Below are 12,830 nucleotides of genomic sequence, written 5' to 3'. Positions count from 1 at the left end.
ATTACTTATGCACCAATATAAGCCTTTCTTACCTCTTGGTTTGATAAAAGCTCATCCGCAGTCCCTTGCAATGCAATCTGCCCATTTTCAAACACATAACCTTTCTTCGCAATACTTAACGCTGCAAATGCATTTTGTTCTGCTAAAAGAATGGTTGTTCCTTCTTGATTAATATTTTTAATGCTTTCAAACATTTGCTCAACAATAAGTGGTGCTAGCCCAATGGAAGGTTCATCAAGTAACATTAACTTCGGTTTAGCCATATAAGCTCTGCCGATTGCAAGCATTTGCTGTTGTCCACCACTTAGTAAACCTGCTGCTTCATTTCTTTTTTCGTAAAGAATCGGAAAAAGCTCGAACACATCATTTAATGATTGTTTCAATTGCGCTTTACGCTTACGATGAATATAACCTCCCATCATTAGATTTTGTTCTACGTTCATATAAGGAAACAATTTACGGTCCTCGGCACATTGGACAATCCCCATTTGTACAATCTTTTCAGGTGCCGTTTGATGAATAGGTACATCATTAAAAAGTATCTTGCCTGAAGTTGCTTTTAATAGACCACTAATTGTTTTGAAAGTCGTGCTTTTCCCTGCTCCATTCGCCCCTAGTAAAACAACAATCTCGCCTTCCACAACATCAATATCAATATCTTTAATACTTAAATATTTTCCATATTTAGCAGAAACTCCATCTAATTTAAGCACTCACCGTCCCTCCTAAATAGGCTTTGATGACCTCTTCATTTTTTTGGATCTCTGCTGGTGTTCCTTCCGCAATCTTTTCTCCATAGTTTAAAACCATAATATGATGCGCCAACCGCATAATCATCGGCATCTTATGCTCAATAAGACAAATCGTTAAACCTTTATCCGCCATTTTTTGGATTAATTTTGCCATTTCATCTGTTTCATCAGGATTGACCCCAGCTGTTGGTTCATCGAGAAAAACGATCTCAGGATCAGTAGCAAGTGCTAATGCGAAAGCAACACGTTTCTTCTCTTCTTGAGAAATATTTGTTACTAGTTGATCACTTACATGTGATAAGCCAACGAAATCTAAAGATTCCTCTGCTTTGGCGATACATTGTTGTTCTTCTTCTTTTAGCCTTTTCGTCCGAAAGATACTATCAAACAGATTAGATTTCGTTCGCAAGCGATGGCCAACGATTACATTGTCTTTCACCGTCGACATTTCAAATAAGTGTGTACTTTGAAATGTCCTTGCCACACCTAGCTTTGCTATCACATTCGCTGGTTGTCTAGTAATCTCCTCATTTTTATAGATAATCGTTCCTTCGGTCGGTTCGTGCACACCTGTAATCAAGTTAAAGAATGTACTTTTCCCCGCACCATTAGGGCCAATGATGGCGTTGATCTTCCCTTGTTGGACGGAATAATCCACTGACTTCACTGCTACATTTCCACCAAAACGCTTCGTTAAGCCTTTAACCTCCAGCATTTGTCTCCTCCTCCCTGTTTTTGTAAGCAAGAGATTCCTGTTTTTTCCGTTTTCTTTGATACAACTGCATTTGAATAAACCCAACAATTCCTCTAGGAGAAAAGATGATGAGTAATGTCAATAATGGACCAAATATGAGCATCCGATAATCTTGTAAGAATTGTAGATTTTGCGAGATGATCACGATAAGAAATGTCCCTACAATCGGACCAGCAAATGTACCAATTCCACCAACAATCATATAAGTAAGCAAATCAAATGTGATCGTTGTATAAGCTATTTCTGGACCGATGAAACGGATAAAACCTGCATACATCGCTCCTGCCAAACCAGCAAAAAAAGTGGAAAGTACAAAGGCAAGAAGTTTATTCCGTTTAGTTGAAATACCAAGTGATAACGCTAAATCTTCACTATTACGAATAGCGATAAATGTTCTCCCAGTTAGTGAATGCACGATACGATAAATGACAGCCACAACGAGGAGAAAAATGAAAAACGCTAAATAATATTGAGCTGTTGGTGATTGAAAAGTAATTGGACCGATTGCCTCTGGCAAAGGGATACCAATTAGTCCTCTTACGCCACCAGTTAGACCTTCCCACTTATCAATCACTAGGTAAATAATATAGCCTACACAAAGGGTATATATAGCAAAAAAGTGTTCTTTCGTTCTTAAGGCAAACAGCCCGATGATTAACCCGATGAACATCGTTACCAATGGGGCTAACAAAAAGCTTAACCAAAAACCCATCTCAAGTTTAACAGTAAGGATGCCGATAACATACGCCCCAATTGCAAAGAAACCACCATGAGCTAAAGATAAGTAACCTGTATAACCCGCAAGTAAATTCAAGCCATAAACTGCGATGGTCCAAATAAAAGCCAAAGTCATAATATGAAGATAATAAAGATTCGGAATAACGAAAGGGAAAACGATTCCGAGAACGATGAGCAAAGGTATAATTACCTTCTTGTTTGTTAGAACGTTCATTCTATACGCCTCCTTTAGAGAAAATTCCTTGAGGCTTGATTGATAGAATGAGAATTAATAATACAAAAGCGATGATGTCTTTATAATCTGCAGAAAGGTAGGTTGCTCCTAAACTTTCCGTGAACCCTAGGATATATCCACCCAATATGGCTCCTGGAATACTGCCCATTCCACCGATGATGATAATGACAAAAGCTTTTAGGATTACCAGATGTCCCATTCCAGGAAAGACGAGGTTAATTGGTGACGTAAGTGAAGCACCAATTGCCGCCAGAGCACCAGCAATAAAAAAAGTGAGGATCGCTACTTTATGTGTGTTGATACCTACTAATTGCGCCCCTTCTCTATTTTGGGCCATTGCAATGATTGTCCTACCCGTAAATGTTTTCTTTAAGAACCAGTAAAGCAAAATCATTACCGCAATTGCTGCGAATACAATGAGTATTCTCTGCAATGTCAGTGTGAGACCAAACACTTCCACCACCTGCCCAAAAGGTGTTGACATTTGGCGATAGTCCGCTCCCCATATAAACTGTGCTAATGCTTCAAGAAAAAGTAAAATACCGATGGCAGCCACTTTATCTTGAATAGGAGGAGAGTGTCTTAGAGGATAGAACACAAGTCTCTCCATTAAGACACTTAATAGTCCGACTACACAAATGGAAACAACCATTGCGAGAATATAGTGTAAACCTGCTTCAGTCATCATAATTAAAGTGATATATCCACCTACCATGTACAGAGCACCGTGAGCGAAATTTGGAATATGGAGAATGCCGTATACTAAAGTGAGCCCTAAAGCTACTAGGGCATAGACACTCCCAATTGTTAATCCATTAAACAATTGTTGCATTAAAAGTTCCATCATTTTCCCCCTTTTTCACGTCAGTAGAAGATTAGACTTTTTGTTGATTCACTTTCGATTCTTCTTCTTCTTTCAGTTTACGCCATAATATTTTCCCGCTAGATGTCATCGGGAAAGACTCTCTAAACTCAACCACTTTCGGAACTTTATAGGCAGCCATATGCTCTTTAGCCCATTGAATAATCTCTTCAGCAGATGTCTTTCCTTTACTGTCTTCATTTAATATTACGAAGGCTTTTGCTGCTTCTCCTCGTCTCGGATCAGGAATCCCAACGACACAAGCCTGTTGAATCGCAGAGTGACGATATAGAATCGACTCCACCTCTGTCGGCCAAATTTTATAACCTGAAGAATTAATCATTCTTTTTACACGATCAACAATAAAGAAATAACCCTCTTCATCTACTTTTCCTAAATCACCTGTTCTAAAAAATTGTTTTCCTTCTATAGTAATAAAAGCGCTTTCATTTTCTTCTGGACGATTATAGTAACCTTTCATTACTTGGTGACCATGAATGATGATTTCACCAACCTCATCGATTCCCAATTCTTCATTTGTAATAGGATCTATAATTCTAGCATCCACATCGAAGAAGGGAATGCCTAAACATTGCATTTTCGGATGATCTGTTGGATTTGAATGGGTTTGTGCAATTGTTTCGGTCAAGCCATACCCTTCTAAAAAAGTTAATCCAGTTAATTTCTCTAATTTCTGACCAACTGCTTCCGGCAAAGTAGCGCCACCACCGGAAATGCCAATAAGTGAAGCTATACGATCAGCTGTTAATTTTGGATTAGAAATAAAATCAATTAACATCGTACTTATAGCTGTCCAATTACTACACTGCTTTCTCTCAATAAGTTGTAATGCCGTATCTTTATTCCACCTAGTCATAATGACCATGGTACTTCCAGCATAAATGGGTACATGCATACTTTGCACCATTCCGGTCACATGGAAAAATGGCAAAGAAGATAAAATGACATTGCTACTTGAAATCCTCCCCCATAAAGCACCACCAACGGTATTGGCTTGAACAGAATAATTCGTATGCATACAGCCTTTTGGTACACCGGTTGTTCCTGAAGTGTAAGGAAGGACGATTAAATCATCCTGTTTGCTCGTATAATAAGGAACGATTTCTCTTATCTTTATAGCGTCATCCCACCGGAAATGATCTTGCTCTTCTGTCCATTCTTTTCGTGGTTCTGCAACTACATCTGGTCTATCTATGTTATCTTGTGGGTCAATATAATCTGAATAGGAGGCAATAAGTAGGTGTTTCAAAGAAGTCTGTTCAATAAGTGGTTTTACAATAGGTTGTAATTCTTGACCGATAACTGCTGTTTCAATTTGACAATCATTAATATAAAAAGCTAACTCACTCGTAACAAGCATTGGGTTAATCGGAACGACGACTGCGCCGATTCTCATAATGCTATAGAAACTAATGACAAACTGTGGAGAATTCTGCATAAAGAGCAGGACTTTATCTCCTTTTTTTACCTGTAATTCCGTTTGAAGATAACTAGAAACACTCTTCACTTCGTCTAATAATTGCTTAAAGCTTATTTCATTTCCATAATAATGGATAGCCTCTCGCGAAGGATATTGAAGTGCTGAGAATTCCAAGTTTTGGTAAACTGAAGTTTCTGGAACAATCAGTTTTTTTGGAAGCTTTGGCCAGTGATCAAAATGTCTTGTTTGCATTAATTTAATCTCCTCCTTAACTTTTTAGAATAGCTCATAGAGGTGTCATATTTAATTTAAGAACGTTTGAAGTCAGGTTGTCTTTTTTCTTTAAAAGCAGTAATTCCTTCATGATGGTCCTCTGTTGTTACCATCGTACCTTGTGTAATCCTTTCCTGTTCTAATACTTGTTTTAATGATAACTGATAAGATTCGTTAGTAAGTTTTTTAATAAATCCATACGCAATATTTGGCCCAGCACTTAATTTTTCCGCATATTGTTTTACATCATCTTCAAAGTGACCTTTTTTGTAAATATGGTTAACGATGCCAAATTCGTATGCTTTTTCAACTGTTAATGGCTCTGCGCTAAATAATAGTTCCTTCGCACGTTGTAATCCAACTAGTCGAGGTAGAAAATAAGAGCCGCCGCCATCCGAAATTAAGCCTACTTTAGAAAAGCTTAAAATAAATTTAGTTTCTTCTTCTGCTAAGATTAAATCACATGCTAGTGCTAGATTAAACCCTGCTCCTGCCGCATATCCATGTACGGCTGCAATGATTGGTTTCTCTACAGATTGTATTAAAAGAATAAGCTCATTCAAATTCCCAATATGTTCATAAGTAGCTATAGGCGATCTTGAACCCATCCTTTTTACATCTCCACCAGAACTGAAAGCTCTTCCCGCTCCCTTCAATACAATAACACGAATATCTTTATCCGCTTTGGCTTGTTGTAGTGCTGATTTTAACCCTTGAATTAGCTCAGGGCTAAATGAATTTAATGCCTCAGGACGATTTAATGTTAATTCCATTACACCATTCTCAATTTTCATTAGTAAATGACTCATTGTTTTCGATGTCATATCTTCACCTCATTTTTTATTAAACGCCGATTACGCCTTCATCCGTTACAATAGGGGAAACGGCAAAAATATCTTTTTGAGCTACGAATGCTACTTCCGTCTTCATACCGTGATTTGCAATCATTTTACCTACACGTGAAGCCATTAATAATTCTGTTCCTTTTTCTTTTGCACCCAAATAAAATTGATGGGCACACAGTGCTGTATCTGACATTTCCCAAGCCTTATGACTGCTAGTTATTAAACAATCAATATAATAACCGACTCCATAAAAGTCCTCGACATTAAATGCACCAGAAGATCCCGAACAAACAAGTACTACCGTCTCATCAAGATGTTCGCTACAAACTGCCTTAGCAGAATGTTTGGCATTTAAGAGGGATGCTATATACACTTTCTTTGCATTAAGAGCATGTTTGATGGCCACTGTTCCATTGGTGGTTGTTAAGATGATATCCTTACCTTCAACAGTTTTAGATAATCTTTCTGGATGGGGTGATTCAAATCCGTCTATCGTTAGCCCGTTATATTCTCCAACTAACACATATGTTCCTTTTTCACGAATGCTTGCTTCATATAATGCATCCTCTTGATTCGCTACTGGTATGACCGCCTTTGCCCCGTGTTGAATCGCAGTTGTTATAACTGATGTGGCCATCAAAATATCAAATACAACTACCACCTTCTGCCCATTTAATTTCTCTTTATCGATTTCTTCTTTTTTCATGACTACATGAAGTTTCACCATATCAATAACCTCACAATTTTCTTCTAGATGTCTTTACAGCATGTTGTATTAAGTTATTTACATATAAGTTTAGATTAGAAAAGCGCTCGTCTTTTGTTTGCCCGCGCTTCCAACGATAATAAATTTGCTGACATATAACGGCGAGTTTGAAGTAAGCAAATGTTAAATAATAATGAATTTGACTGACATCTGTCCCACTTTTTAGCGCATATGCTTGAATAAACTCTTCTCTTGTGAAGAAGCCTGGCTTTGTCGTCACCGACTCTTCTCCTAGACCTCTCTTCAATAGATCGGAATCATTTTTTTCATGCCAGTAGCTTAAGGCAACACCTAGATCTGCTAACGGGTCACCAACAGTTGACATTTCCCAATCAAAGACACCGATTAATCTTGTTAACTGTTGATTGAACATACTGTTATTTAGCTTAAAATCATAATGGATAATCGTTGTTTTTTCGGAATGTGGGAGATGTGACTCTAACCAATTTGTAAGTTCATCAATCCCATTAATTTCATCTGTTTTACTACGATGATATCGGCTTATCCAGCCATCTACTTGCCTTTGCATGAACCCAGCTGGTCTCGTCATCTCTTTTAGTTTGGTCTTCTGATAATTGATAGCGTGTAATTGCACAAGAGTGTTTACCATCAATTGTGATATTCTTTGACCTACATCATAAGTACTGTCACCATCAGGAATAGTGAGGGAATCGTCTATCACCACCCCTTTTTTTCTTTCCATAATAAAGAATGGTGCACCTAAAAGTTCTTTATCACTGTAAATAAAAGGCTTCGGTGCTTGATTGAAAAAAGGGTGGATTTCCTGTAGTACTTTATATTCTCTTTCCATATCATGCGCTTTAGGTGCTACTGGTCCCATAGGCGGTCTTCTTAACACAGCTTCCCAGTTGCCAGCTTTTAATTGATAGGTTAGATTTGATTTACCTGCACTAAATTGGGAGATTTCTAATGGTTTGTTAGGTATTTCTTCTATATTTGCTTTTAAATATTGTTCTAAGCGATGAACATCAAGCCCTTCACCTTCTCGAATGGGAATTGTATCAGAAGTCATGAACACCCTCCTCTGTTTTACTTAGTAATGCGAGAGGCTGATATTTTTTTAAGTTATCCCTTAAATGTTCTGGAATCAAAATAGAATGATCATCTATGAAGTTATAACACACAGTGACACAACTTGCTTTAGCAACCAATTTCCCATCCATCTTCTTTGTCAATAAATGCTGTAATTCAAAGCTTTTACGGCCAATATTGCTAACCTCAGTAGTCACAACTAGTTCCTCACCTGCGAAAGCTGGGGCAACATAATCACAATGAATAGAAGCCAAAATCATACTACTTTGTTTATTTCTATTAGGTAAAATCTCATAAAATAATTTCGTTCTTGCCTCTTCAAAATAAAGAAAATAACTTGTATTATTGACATGGCCAACAGCATCGGTTTCACTAAACCGTACATACACCTCTATTTGATGTTTTTTATGCATCATCAAATCCCCTCTTTAACAGGCACTTCTTCAATACCTTTTAAAATAATTTCGGTATAAAATCGTGCTAATTCCTTATCCGTTAGTTCACCATCTGTGCGAAACCAATAATAGCTATAATTCGTCATTCCTAAAAATCCGAATGCAAGAATATCCGTTCGAATATGATTACTAAACTCTCTTGTCTTTTTACCTTCATCAATAATTTTTTCAAAATTTAATCGATATTCTTTTCTCTTTAATTTAATTTGTTTGACATGATCTTCATGTAAATGCCTTAACTCCCGATGCACAATTCGTGCTTCTTTTCCCTGGGTGTCAATCTTACTTAATGTTAAATAAATGTTTTCGTAGAGCTTTTCTTTATTACTTAATGTTTGATTTTGTAAGATTTCCTCTTGTTCTTGTAATAAACCTTCGATGTATTCTAAATGGATATCCCTTAATACTTCCTGCTTACTGTTGAAATAATAATAAAAAGTACCTTTCGTCACATCGAGTTGATCGACAATATCTTGAATGGTCGTTTCCTTAAAGCCTTTATCATCAAACAAATCGATGCTTTTCTTTAAAATTTGATTTTTCACTAAAAGCCCTCCTGACTATGTCTATGCCTATTCTTAGACTAGTTCTCTTTCAATGAGAAGGGCAATCCCTTGACCTCCACCAATACAAGCGGTAATTAAAGCCGTCTGGCTCAGTGACCGTTGCAATTCATACACTGCTTTCGTAACAAGTATGGCACCTGTTGCGCCTAATGGATGACCATGAGCAATCGCTCCGCCATTCACATTCAACTTTTCAGGATTGAATGATAACTCCCTGTCACAAGCAATGACTTGTGCGGCGAATGCTTCATTCAATTCAATTAAATCAATATCTTCAAGTGTTTTTCCAGTTTTCTTTAATAGTTTTCTAACAGCAGGTACAGGACCTATTCCCATAATATTAGGGTCAACACCAGCGACAGTTGATTCTTTTATGACGGCTAATGGACGTAAACCGAGTGAATTCGCTTTTTCTCTTGACATGATAACAAGCGCCGAGGCCGCATCATTTAAGCCTGAACTGTTACCGGCTGTCACACTGCCAGCTTGCTTAAATGCAGGTTTAAGTTTAGCTAACCCCTCTATATTCGTTTGTGGTCTTGGGTGTTCATCCTCATTAAAAGTAATCGGCTCACCTTTTCTAATAGGAATCTTTATCGGAACAATTTGTTCATTAAAACGGCCTTCTGCCATCGCCTTAGCCATTCTTGCTTGACTACGATTGGCATATTCATCTTGCTCTTGACGAGAAATATCATATTTTTCTACTAAATTTTCTGCTGTTATCCCCATAGGAGGATCTCCAACTTCATCAGGTGAAAGTCGTGATTTTCTAAATTGAGGGGGTCTTGGACTATACGGTTGATCAGCCCGATCCATCAAGTAAGGTGCCCTCGACATACTTTCTACTCCACCTGCAATATAGACATCTCCCTCACCGGCTTTAATCATTGCTGCAGCAAGTGCAACAGCATTCATACCTGATCCGCATTGGCGGTCTATTGTTAAGCCAGGTAGATTAAGAGAAAGACCTGATTGAAGACTTGATAATCTAGCAATATTTCCCCCACCACTTAGCACATTACCAAAAATCACATCATCAATCTCTCCCACATTCACTTGCGCCCGCTCTACTGCTGCCTTTATTACTTCGCCACCAAATACGTGAGCTGGAACGGAGGCAAGAGCACCTCCCTGCCTACCAATCGCTGTGCGTACAGCTGAAACGATTACTGCTTCTCTATTACCCATTTCACCCATCCCTTTCTCTTTACATCGCCGTTGTTCCACCATCTACCGCAATTGTTTCACCAGTAATGAAATCGGACGCACCACTGGCTAAAAATAGAGCCACTCCTTTTAAATCAGAGTCGGAACCAAATTTCCTAAGTGGTGTCCTCTGTAAGAAGCGATCGCTATTTCTTTCAATAAGAACCTTGGACATTTTTGTTGGGAAAAACCCAGGTGCAATCGCATTGACATGAATGCCTCTTGGTCCCCATTTCACAGCCAAATCTTTTGTAAAAGAAATAACACCACCCTTACTTGAGTTATATCCAATTGCGTCCATTAACTCTGGATTTGACCCCTTAAGTCCAGCAACAGAAGCTATATTAATGATTTTCCCTTGTTTTTCAACCAGCATTGCTTTACCAACAGCTTGTGACATTAGAAATGTGCCTACAACATTTACATTGACTACTTTTTGAAAGGCTTCTAGAGGCATTTCTTCTACTGGTGCCCCCCATGTTGCCCCACTATTATTGACAAGAATATCAATCTTTCCAAAACGCTGAATCGTTTCATCGACGACTGTTTGCACTTCTTCTGGATTAGTAATATCACATTTAAAAGTCAGTACTTCAATACCAAGTTCCTTTAAACGATCGGCCACTTCATCACAATTCTCTTTTTTCCTGGAACATAACACGATGTTTGCTCCAGCTTCTGCAAACCCTTCAGCAATTTGTTCACCTAATCCTCTTCCGCCCCCAGTGACAATAGCTGTTTTTCCAGATAGATCGAACAGTTCTTTTACATGCATTATTGGACCCCCTGTGCTACTTTTTTATATTTTTTTAACTCTTGTCTTGCAATCGCTCTTTTATGGACTTCATCTGGACCGTCTGCTAATCGTAATGTTCGAATATTCGCCCAACTTGCAGCAAGCGGTGTATCTTGACTTACTCCTTTTGCACCTAGTGCTTGAATGGCGTGATCAATAACTTGAAGTGCCACATTTGGTGCGACTACCTTAATCATGGCAATCTCTGTTTTGGCAGCTTTATTTCCAACAGTGTCCATCATATAAGCAGCTTTCAATGTAAGTAAACGAGATTGTTCTATATTCATTCTAGCTTCAGCAATCCATTCTTGAATAACACCTTGTTCTGCTAATGTTTTGCCAAAGGCAATGCGCTCTTGGACACGCTCACAAAGAATGGATAATGCTCTTTCCGCTGCCCCAATCGTTCTCATGCAATGATGAATGCGCCCTGGTCCTAATCTGCCTTGTGCAATTTCAAAGCCTCTCCCTTCACCTAGTAGCATATTACTAGCAGGGACTCTTACATTGTTATATTCAATTTCTGCATGACCATGAGGAGCATGATCGTAACCAAACACATTTAATGTGCGTTTGATTTTTACACCTGGTGTATCAAGTGGGACTAATATCATCGATTGTTGTTTATGTTTTTCGGCGTTTGGATCGTTTTTACCCATGACAATGGCAATTTTACATCTAGGATCACCTGCCCCTGATGACCACCACTTTGTTCCATTAATGACATACTCATCTCCATCACGAATAATGCTGGATTCGATATTGGTCGCATCAGATGAGGCCACATTCGGTTCAGTCATGGAAAAACAAGAGCGTATTTCACCGTTTAGTAATGGCTTTAGCCACTTTTCCTTATGTTCATCCGTTCCGTAGCGTACTAATACTTCCATATTACCTGTATCTGGTGCTGCACAGTTAAATACTTCAGGTCCTATAGATGACCTCCCCATTAACTCACATAATGGAGCGTATTCGATATTGCTTAAACCTGCACCATCTTCGCTATCCGGTAAAAATAAATTCCATAATCCTTCTGCTTTTGCTTTTGCTTTTAGTTCCTCCATAATGGTTGGATGGGTACTAAATCGATTTTCCTTACTTATTTGCTCCATATAGGTTTTCTCATTTGGAAAAACATATTGATCCATGAAATCACTAATTTTTGCTTGTAAACGCTTTACTTTGTCCGAATATTCAAAATTCATTACCCGCACCTCCTCTTATCCATTTGTTTTAACAAACGTGACATCACCTTTTAAAACTGCCTTCCCTGCTTGATTGACTGCTTTCACCTCAAATGCAATTTCCTGCTCCTCTTCAGCAGTCACTGTAGCAACCAGTGTAATCACATCATCAATGAAGACCATACCTGAAAAACGAATGCGATAATCCTTTATAAACCCTTCTTCATAATATGGTGTGAATAATTTGGCCAAATTACCCATTGTCCACATGCCATGAGCGATAATTCCAGGAAGTCCCGTTTTCTTTGCTTCCTCATCAACTGTATGAATGGGGTTAAAATCTCCAGATGCACCTGAATACTTTATTAAGTCCATTCTCGATACAGGCGCTAAGGTTTCTGACAATGTTTTTCCTTTTTCTAATGTCAAGATATTACTCATACACTCATCGCCTTTCTCACAGCTTCTGTAATGATGGTAATGGCTTCTTCTTTAAAAATGAGCTTCCCATCCTTATCTTCCCCATACTTCACTACGGAAAGAAAACCCATTAAACCATTGCTCCCTTTCTTTTCATAATAATCCTTTACTTCGGTCCAAACATAAACATCTTCTCCAACTAGGAGAGGTCTTTCATAATGAAACCTTTGCTCACCATGAATCAAACCTTTTTTAGGAAGCTGTAACTCTTCAATTGTGCCCGATTCAAACACACGTGGAAAAGTAGGTGGCGCAATATTTGTGCCATACTTACTTCTCTTTCCATATTCTTCGTCAATAAAAATGGGATGGGGGTCGCCAATCGATTGCGCGAACCGTTTGACTAACCCTCGTTCAACAGTATTCTTCACCTTATCTGATACTTTGCCGATCACATCCGTGTACATCCTGTGTATCAACT

General features: G+C 38.4%; 15 protein-coding genes. All 15 read right to left on the bottom strand.

The window, feature by feature from the left end:
• Positions 1 to 5: 5 nt before the first annotated feature.
• The 15 genes from U9M49_RS03475 to U9M49_RS03405 are packed head-to-tail and all read right to left on the bottom strand — an operon-like array spanning position 6 to position 12,816.
• Positions 6 to 713, bottom strand: coding sequence for an ABC transporter ATP-binding protein (locus U9M49_RS03475; RefSeq protein ID WP_307314199.1), 708 nt, complete (start codon positions 711 to 713; stop codon positions 6 to 8).
• Entirely contained in the window at positions 706 to 1,467 is a 762-nt protein-coding gene (locus U9M49_RS03470) for an ABC transporter ATP-binding protein (RefSeq protein WP_095373422.1), read from the bottom strand. Before U9M49_RS03470 ends, U9M49_RS03475 begins: the two co-directional genes overlap by 8 nt.
• Entirely contained in the window at positions 1,454 to 2,458 is a 1,005-nt protein-coding gene (locus U9M49_RS03465) for a branched-chain amino acid ABC transporter permease (RefSeq protein ID WP_095373423.1), read from the bottom strand. The genes U9M49_RS03470 and U9M49_RS03465 overlap by 14 nt, the downstream gene beginning before the upstream one ends.
• A 1-nt stretch (position 2,459) precedes the next feature.
• Positions 2,460 to 3,323: a branched-chain amino acid ABC transporter permease gene (locus U9M49_RS03460; RefSeq protein WP_095373424.1), complete on the bottom strand. Its 864-nt coding sequence runs from the start codon at positions 3,321 to 3,323 to the stop codon at positions 2,460 to 2,462.
• Between the two features lie 31 nt (positions 3,324 to 3,354).
• Entirely contained in the window at positions 3,355 to 5,034 is a 1,680-nt protein-coding gene (locus tag U9M49_RS03455) for a long-chain-fatty-acid--CoA ligase (RefSeq protein WP_322909269.1), read from the bottom strand.
• Between the two features lie 56 nt (positions 5,035 to 5,090).
• Positions 5,091 to 5,879: an enoyl-CoA hydratase/isomerase family protein gene (locus tag U9M49_RS03450; protein WP_095373426.1), complete on the bottom strand. Its 789-nt coding sequence runs from the start codon at positions 5,877 to 5,879 to the stop codon at positions 5,091 to 5,093.
• 19 nt (positions 5,880 to 5,898) lie between these two features.
• Positions 5,899 to 6,627, bottom strand: coding sequence for a 2-phosphosulfolactate phosphatase (locus U9M49_RS03445; RefSeq protein ID WP_322909268.1), 729 nt, complete (start codon positions 6,625 to 6,627; stop codon positions 5,899 to 5,901).
• A 10-nt stretch (positions 6,628 to 6,637) separates the two neighbouring features.
• The gene (locus U9M49_RS03440) at positions 6,638 to 7,699 is read right to left on the bottom strand and encodes a phosphotransferase family protein (protein ID WP_322909267.1); all 1,062 of its coding nucleotides are present in this window, start codon (positions 7,697 to 7,699) and stop codon (positions 6,638 to 6,640) included.
• Positions 7,689 to 8,132, bottom strand: coding sequence for an acyl-CoA thioesterase (locus tag U9M49_RS03435; RefSeq protein WP_095373697.1), 444 nt, complete (start codon positions 8,130 to 8,132; stop codon positions 7,689 to 7,691). Before U9M49_RS03435 ends, U9M49_RS03440 begins: the two co-directional genes overlap by 11 nt.
• 2 nt (positions 8,133 to 8,134) lie before the next feature.
• On the bottom strand, positions 8,135 to 8,719 hold the full coding sequence (locus tag U9M49_RS03430; RefSeq protein WP_095373429.1) for a TetR/AcrR family transcriptional regulator: 585 nt from the start codon (positions 8,717 to 8,719) through the stop codon (positions 8,135 to 8,137).
• A gap of 33 nt (positions 8,720 to 8,752) precedes the next feature.
• Positions 8,753 to 9,931 carry a thiolase family protein gene (locus U9M49_RS03425; RefSeq protein WP_224936304.1) on the bottom strand — a complete coding sequence of 393 codons (1,179 nt, stop codon included), beginning with the start codon at positions 9,929 to 9,931 and terminating at the stop codon, positions 8,753 to 8,755.
• A gap of 19 nt (positions 9,932 to 9,950) precedes the next feature.
• On the bottom strand, positions 9,951 to 10,724 hold the full coding sequence (locus U9M49_RS03420) for an SDR family oxidoreductase (protein ID WP_322909266.1): 774 nt from the start codon (positions 10,722 to 10,724) through the stop codon (positions 9,951 to 9,953).
• On the bottom strand, positions 10,724 to 11,950 hold the full coding sequence (locus U9M49_RS03415) for an acyl-CoA dehydrogenase (protein ID WP_095373432.1): 1,227 nt from the start codon (positions 11,948 to 11,950) through the stop codon (positions 10,724 to 10,726). Before U9M49_RS03415 ends, U9M49_RS03420 begins: the two co-directional genes overlap by 1 nt.
• Before the next feature lie 15 nt (positions 11,951 to 11,965).
• Positions 11,966 to 12,370 (bottom strand): MaoC/PaaZ C-terminal domain-containing protein, encoded by a 405-nt coding sequence (locus U9M49_RS03410; RefSeq protein WP_307314219.1) that lies wholly within the window; start codon positions 12,368 to 12,370, stop codon positions 11,966 to 11,968.
• A complete protein-coding gene (locus U9M49_RS03405; RefSeq protein WP_095373434.1) occupies positions 12,367 to 12,816 on the bottom strand; it encodes a MaoC family dehydratase N-terminal domain-containing protein in 450 nt (149 codons plus the stop codon). Before U9M49_RS03405 ends, U9M49_RS03410 begins: the two co-directional genes overlap by 4 nt.
• Between the last annotated feature and the right edge of the window lie 14 nt (positions 12,817 to 12,830).

The sequence above is a fragment of the Cytobacillus sp. OWB-43 genome, from assembly GCF_034651445.1.
Classification (GTDB): domain Bacteria; phylum Bacillota; class Bacilli; order Bacillales; family Cytobacillaceae; genus Cytobacillus; species Cytobacillus kochii.
The sequence above is the reverse complement of the archived record's forward strand: the minus strand, read 5'-3'. Positions and strand labels throughout refer to the sequence as shown.

Coding starts and splice junctions, on each gene's coding strand:
- U9M49_RS03470 (WP_095373422.1), bottom strand. CDS start 1,467: ATGCTGGAGGTTAAAGGCTTAACGAAGCGTTTTGGTGGAAATGTAGCA.
- U9M49_RS03465 (WP_095373423.1), bottom strand. CDS start 2,458: ATGAACGTTCTAACAAACAAGAAGGTAATTATACCTTTGCTCATCGTT.
- U9M49_RS03460 (WP_095373424.1), bottom strand. CDS start 3,323: ATGGAACTTTTAATGCAACAATTGTTTAATGGATTAACAATTGGGAGT.
- U9M49_RS03455 (WP_322909269.1), bottom strand. CDS start 5,034: ATGCAAACAAGACATTTTGATCACTGGCCAAAGCTTCCAAAAAAACTG.
- U9M49_RS03450 (WP_095373426.1), bottom strand. CDS start 5,879: ATGACATCGAAAACAATGAGTCATTTACTAATGAAAATTGAGAATGGT.
- U9M49_RS03445 (WP_322909268.1), bottom strand. CDS start 6,627: ATGGTGAAACTTCATGTAGTCATGAAAAAAGAAGAAATCGATAAAGAG.
- U9M49_RS03440 (WP_322909267.1), bottom strand. CDS start 7,699: ATGACTTCTGATACAATTCCCATTCGAGAAGGTGAAGGGCTTGATGTT.
- U9M49_RS03435 (WP_095373697.1), bottom strand. CDS start 8,132: ATGCATAAAAAACATCAAATAGAGGTGTATGTACGGTTTAGTGAAACC.
- U9M49_RS03425 (WP_224936304.1), bottom strand. CDS start 9,931: ATGGGTAATAGAGAAGCAGTAATCGTTTCAGCTGTACGCACAGCGATT.
- U9M49_RS03420 (WP_322909266.1), bottom strand. CDS start 10,724: ATGCATGTAAAAGAACTGTTCGATCTATCTGGAAAAACAGCTATTGTC.
- U9M49_RS03415 (WP_095373432.1), bottom strand. CDS start 11,950: ATGAATTTTGAATATTCGGACAAAGTAAAGCGTTTACAAGCAAAAATT.
- U9M49_RS03410 (WP_307314219.1), bottom strand. CDS start 12,370: ATGAGTAATATCTTGACATTAGAAAAAGGAAAAACATTGTCAGAAACC.
- U9M49_RS03405 (WP_095373434.1), bottom strand. CDS start 12,816: ATGTACACGGATGTGATCGGCAAAGTATCAGATAAGGTGAAGAATACT.